This is a genomic window from Marinomonas epiphytica, assembly GCF_054780655.1.
The window spans coordinates 309287-315469 of record NZ_BAAGVX010000033.1; the positions used below are offsets into that span (position 1 = coordinate 309287).

Below are 6183 nucleotides of genomic sequence, written 5' to 3' on the forward strand. Positions count from 1 at the left end.
AAAGGGGAAGCATTTCGTTTCCCCTTTTTTCATAATAATAAAAATGTTCTAGGGGGCCATTTGGCCACCATTTACATCTAAAATTTGCCCCGTTATATAGCCACTACACTGGTGAGAAGCAAAAAAAGCATAGGACGGTGCTAGTTCTTCACTGGTACCAAAGCGTCCAAAAGCGATACTAGCAGCAATTTTTTCTTTCAATTCATCACTTTTATCTGCATGAAACTCGGTATCTATTGTACCTGGCGACACAATGTTAAAACGGATATTGTCTTTACTGTATTCTTTTACCCAATTACGGTGGATGTTATGTAACCAAGCTTTAGAAGCCGCGTAAATTCCAGCCCCTAAACCGCCACCTTCTCTTCCGGCAATAGAGCCCGTGCTAATAACACTCGTTGAAATACCCGAAGCTTTTGCTGACTCACGTAAATGAGGAATGGAAAATTTTGTCACCATCAAAGCTGAACGAGCATTCAGGTCCATCACATGATCATAAAAATGATCATCAATCAGCTCTAGGCCAGAACGTCCACCTAAACCACCAGCATTATTAATCAGTACATCTAAGCCACCAAACGCTTCTACAAAGCTAGCGACCAATTGCTCACACTCAGAAGTTTTTGTCAGATCAGCGGCTATATAGGTCACATGATCTTCACCTGCTATATTTTGCAATTCAGCTAAAGCTTGCTTAGCAGACGGGCTATTAGAGCGTCCATTAATGGCAATTTTTGCTCCTTGCTGAGCAAATAACTTCGCAACAGCAAAGCCAATACCAGCGGTTGAACCAGTAATAAGAACGCGTTTCCCAGATAAATCTTGAAACATATAAAACTCCTGTTATTCTTATTTAGTAATATAATACCACTAATATATGTGATGGTTAGCGAATCCACAAGAGTTTCACCACTGAGTTCTATATGATTCAATCATTTTGTGAGCTAATTAGTGATTATTTTTTGAATAATCAACACTTTTATCAAGGTTATATATTACAATTGGCAAAAAACATATAATAAAAAAACGTAACTGCTGTAGAGCAAGCAATCATTCCATGTGGAATAGCACGACGCATCACTCTACCGTATACATAGCCAGGATCATCATGACAAATAATTTTTCTTCTATCTCAACTTCTTCTAGAAGTTTGCACGTGCAAGTTGCCAGAAGCATAGCTCGTCGCATTTTATCTGGGGAACTCGCACAGGGCTCCATCGTACCAAATGAAATGGCATTGTGTGATCAATTTGGTGTTAGCCGAACTGCGCTTCGAGAAGCCATCAAATTACTTACTTCAAAAGGCTTACTGGAGTCACGCCCAAAAATTGGTACTAAAGTCGTACCTCGCCCTTATTGGAATTTTCTAGACCCTCAATTGATAGAGTGGATGGAAGGGCTGAGCGACCTAGAGGAATTTTGTAGCCAATTTCTTGGCTTAAGAAGAGCGGTTGAACCTGAAGCTTGTGCCCTTGCAGCAGTTAATGCGACGGAAGAGCAAAAAGCAGAGCTAACAGAGACTTTTAATCGCATGGTTAAAGTCAGCGAAAACTTTAATCAAGAAGCCTGGACAGAAGTAGACCTGAACTTCCACCGCCTTATTTTTAACTCTACCAATAATGACTTCTATCTCCCCTTTGGTAATATTTTGTCTACTATGTTTAAAACCTTCATCATTCACTCCAGTAAACATGGTGATGTGTGTTTGAATGAACATAGGCTCATATATGAAGCCATTATGGAAGGCAACAGCGCTAAAGCTCGAGCAGTATCTTCTGACCATTTGCAATCTTCGAAGCACCACTTGCCAGAAGCTGACATAGCTTAATTCACAAGGAGCATTTAGCACTCTCTAAGTGCTCCATTTTTTCATCTTCCTACTTTGCTATTAGACTAGAGCTGTCTAAACTGTTCATTAAGTATCTCAAATTTGACGCACCTCTTTTCTGAAAAATAATACAATAAGACTATTGTTTTCACTTTAGATATAGGGTAAAAAATAAGCTCACTAATAATAAAAAACCCTGCTTTGGCAAGAAGCAAAATAAAAAGAGGAAAAAAACAATGAAAAAAGCTCTTATCACATCCGCTGCATTAGCCAGTTTGGCTTTCTCTGGATCTACTCTCGCTGCATGGACAGGCTGGAACATTCACAATAAAGACTACCCTATTACGGACGCGCTAGAGTCTTTCATTGAGAATGCAGAAAAAGTAACCGATGGCCGTGTATCAGGTACACTGTATAACGGTGCTGTTCTTGGTAGCCAAGGTGATGCCATTCAGATGATGCAGATTGGTTCTGTACAATTCGCAGGCTTTAGCTTAGGGCCTATGGGTACAGAAATTCCAGAAGCAAACATCGTCTCTCTTCCTTTTATCTTCAAAAACGTTGATCACATGCACCGTGTATTAGACGGACCTTTTGGTCAGCGTTTAAGTGATGCCATGTCTAACTACGGCATTAAATCTTTAGGTTGGTATGATGCAGGTTCACGTTCTTTTTATAACAGCGTAAAACCGATTACTAAACCTAGTGATGTTGAAGGCATGAAGTTCCGTGTAATGAACAACGAACTTTATGTTGGCATGATTGCCGCTTTAGGTGGTAATGCCACGCCAATGGCCTTCAACGAAGTTTATCAATCTCTAAAAACAGGCGTTGTAGACGGTGCGGAAAATAATCCGCCTTCTTACGAGTCTACTAACCACTATGAAGTAGCTGAGTATTACTCTCTATCTCACCACTTGATCATTCCTGAGTGTTTATGTGTTAGCACAAAAGCTTGGAATGAGCTTTCAGCAGAAGACCAAGCGGCACTGCAAGTAGAAGCCGACAAGAGTGTTGCGATGCAACGTAAATCTTGGGCTGAGCGTGAAGCAGCGAGTCGTAGCCTAGTAGAAAAAGCAGGTGTTAAATTCAACGAAGTTGAAGACATCAATGCTTTCGCAAGTGCTATGAAGCCAGTTTATGAAAAAGCAATTCAAGCAACACCTGTTTTAGCGTCTTACATTGAAGAGATTCAAAGTATCGACTAGGTAAAACTAACGGGAACACATAAGTGTTCCCGTTTTTTATGAGATAGACTATGAATAATATCTTGTGTCTTTATGACAACCTTCTCACCTACACCAAAAAATTAGCTAACTTAATATCTGGCCTAGGTATGATCACATTAGTGTTCACCTTTGCTTGGCTAGTTTTTGGACGTTATGTTTTAAATGATACTCCAACCTGGGTGGAGCAATTATCTCTTCTCTTGGTTATTACTATCAGTTTCCTTACCGCTGCCGTAGGCATTCATGAAAGAACTCACTTAAGTGTCGACATATTCACTCAGTTCTTACCGAAATCTGGTCAATTAACTATTTCCATTCTTGCTGATGTGGTAATGGCGACTTTCGGCTTCCTAATGGCTATGAATGCGATAGACCTTGTTAACTTTGCTTGGCCTAAGAAAATCCCTCTACTTGGTATCAGCGATGCATTTCGTTACTTTCCTGTCGTGGCATCTGGCTCCATGATTTTTGTCTTCTCGATTGATCGCATTGTTCGAGACATATACCAAGTACTTAAGCCTCAGACTTCTGCTTCTAAGGAGGTAAATTAAATGGGTTTAGCTATCTTATTAGGGGTTTTTGCTACTGTTATGGTGATGGGTGTACCTGTTGCTTTTGCATTAGGTATTGCCGCAATCTCAGCCTTTATGTTTGAAGGCTTACCGTTAATGGTTGGCTATCAACGTATTGTGGCAGGCATGTCGACTTTCGCGCTTCTTGCTGTCCCCTTCTTTATCTTTGCCGGCGAACTCATGTTACACGGCGGTATCGCCGCACGACTCATTCGCTTTGCATCGGCATCTGTTGGATGGATGCGCGGTGGTTTGGCTCAGGTAAACGTATTTTCCAGTATGCTTTTTGGCGGGATTTCAGGTTCTGCTGTTGCGGACATTTCAGCACTGGGCTCGCTTCTTATCCCTGTTATGAAGGAGAAAGGCTACGACGACGACTATGCCGTTAACGTAACCGTAACCTCTTCAATTGCAGGTATTGTAATACCACCAAGCCATAACATGATTTTATACGTGGTGGCTGCAGGTGGTGGTATCTCTATATCTAGCCTGTTCATGGCAGGTATTGTTCCCGGTATCTTGATGTGTTTCCTATTGGCGTTTGTTGCACGCCTTATTGCCATCAAAAAGAAATTCCCGACGGAACCGTTTGTAGGCTTAAAAACTCTAGCCTTAACGTTCTTAGCATCGGTTCCAGGCTTAATCACTGCAATCATAGTGGTTGGTGGAACCCTTTCAGGTGTGTTCACAGTAACCGAATCGGGCGCCATCGGTGCAATATATGCTCTACTCGTTGCCTTCTTTGTTTACCGTTCTATGAGCTTTAGTTCATTCTTAACGGCAGTTACCAGCTCAATCAAAACAACAGGAATGGTAATGATCCTTATTGGTTGTGCCTCTGCTTTTGGTTATATGCTTGCCTTCTATCAAGTACCTGCAGTCCTATCGAACTTCATCACTTCGATTTCAGACAACCCTATTGTGATCTTGATCCTACTTAACTTACTGCTTCTTACGTTAGGTATGATCATGGACATGGCTGCATTGATCTTAATCTGTACTCCGATTTTCCTACCTATTGCAGTTGGATTCGGTATGGACCCAGTTCACTTCGGCATCATGATGATGATGAACTTAGGTTTAGGACTTTGTACCCCTCCTGTAGGATCATGTCTCTTTGTTGGCTGTGTTGTAGGTGGAGTTACCATTCAAAAAGCAGTAAAAACAATTTGGCCATTCTATCTTGCAATGCTTGCAGCATTGATTTTAGTCACCTTTGTTCCTGCAATCTCAATGACACTACCTAACCTGTTAACAAACTAACTTATTATGGTTAACATAAAACCAGAGCCTAGGCTCTGGTTTTTTTATGTCTATAACGCCTCCACAGAAATACGAAAATCACGATTCACAAAGCGAATCTGACGCCGAGGGCGTAGCCCTCGTGTTACACCACGCAATTTGGTTCAATCATGGGTGCTTCGCACTCACGCCGCATTACGGCCTTCGGCCTAACAGCGCCCTACAGCCGTGGGCGTAGTCCTCATGTTACACAAACGCAATTTGGTTCAATCATGGATGCTTCGCACCCAGCGGCGCATTACGGCCTGCGGCCTAACGGCGCCCTACGATTGGCGGCAAATGATCTCCATGGATTTTGGGCAATTTGTAGGTCACGGTTCGCGAAGCGAATCTGACACCGAGGGCGTAGCCCTCGTGTTACACCACGCAATTTGGTTCAATCATGGGTGCTTCGCACTCACGGCGCATTACGGCCTTCGGCCTAACGGCGCCCTACAGCCGAGGGCGTAGTCCTCATGTTACACAAACGCAATTTGGTTCAATCATGGGTGCGGCGCACCCACGGCGCATTACCATTGGGGGATGCGGTAAAATATAATAGGTTGCGTTTATGCACTTACGCAGGCGCCGACGCGTCGAGGTACGAGACAGGCGCAGGTTAATGGATAATCACAACCGATACGTCCAATGTTGGTTATATGGGCGCTTCGCACCCAGCAGCGCATTACGGCCTTCGGCCTAACGGCGCCCTACAGCCGAGGGCGTAGCCCTCATGTTACACAAACGCAATTTGGTTCAATCATGGGTGCGGCGCATTACGATTGGGGATGCAATAAAATTTAATAGGTTGCGGTTATTTATTTACGCTGACGCGTCGAGGTACGAGACAGGCGCAAGTAGATGGATAACCACAACCGATGTGTCCAACATCGGTTATATAGGTGCTTCGCAACGGCGCATTACGGCCTTCGGCCTAACAGCGCCCTACAGCCGTGGGCGTAGTCCTCATGTTACACAAACGCAATTTGGTTCAATCATGGGTGCGGCGCATTACGATTGGGGATGCAATAAAATTTAATAGGTTGCGGTTATTTATTTACGCTGACGCGTCGAGGTACGAGACAGGCGCAAGTAGATGGATAACCACAACCGATGTGTCCAACATCGGTTATATAGGTGCTTCGCAACGGCGCATTACGGCCTTCGGCCTAACAGCGCCCTACGATTGGCGGCAAATGATCTCCATGGATTTTGGGCAATTTGTAGGTCACGGTTCGCGAAGCGAATCTGACACCGAGGGCGTAGCCCTCGT

General features: G+C 43.5%; 5 protein-coding genes. 4 read left to right on the forward strand and 1 reads right to left on the reverse strand.

Annotated elements, in window-relative coordinates; genetic code table 11:
• Positions 1–48: 48 nt before the first annotated feature.
• Positions 49–831, reverse strand: coding sequence for an SDR family NAD(P)-dependent oxidoreductase (locus tag ACYVGZ_RS11710; RefSeq protein ID WP_460755677.1), 783 nt, complete (start codon positions 829–831; stop codon positions 49–51).
• Positions 832–1108: 277 nt separating this feature from the next.
• Between ACYVGZ_RS11710 and ACYVGZ_RS11715 the strand changes: the two genes are divergently transcribed.
• The 4 genes from ACYVGZ_RS11715 (at position 1109) to ACYVGZ_RS11730 (ending at position 4892) form a co-directional block, all read left to right on the forward strand.
• A complete protein-coding gene (locus ACYVGZ_RS11715) occupies positions 1109–1828 on the forward strand; it encodes a FadR/GntR family transcriptional regulator (RefSeq protein WP_460755680.1) in 720 nt (239 codons plus the stop codon).
• Between the two features lie 236 nt (positions 1829–2064).
• Positions 2065–3036, forward strand: coding sequence for a TRAP transporter substrate-binding protein (locus tag ACYVGZ_RS11720; RefSeq protein ID WP_460755683.1), 972 nt, complete (start codon positions 2065–2067; stop codon positions 3034–3036).
• 50 nt (positions 3037–3086) lie between these two features.
• Positions 3087–3608, forward strand: a complete 522-nt coding sequence (locus ACYVGZ_RS11725) for a TRAP transporter small permease (RefSeq protein ID WP_460755685.1) — start codon at positions 3087–3089, stop codon at positions 3606–3608.
• Complete coding sequence (locus tag ACYVGZ_RS11730) at positions 3609–4892, forward strand: TRAP transporter large permease (RefSeq protein ID WP_460755688.1); 1284 nt, start codon at positions 3609–3611, stop codon at positions 4890–4892. It begins immediately after the preceding gene.
• Positions 4893–6183: the final 1291 nt, after the last annotated feature.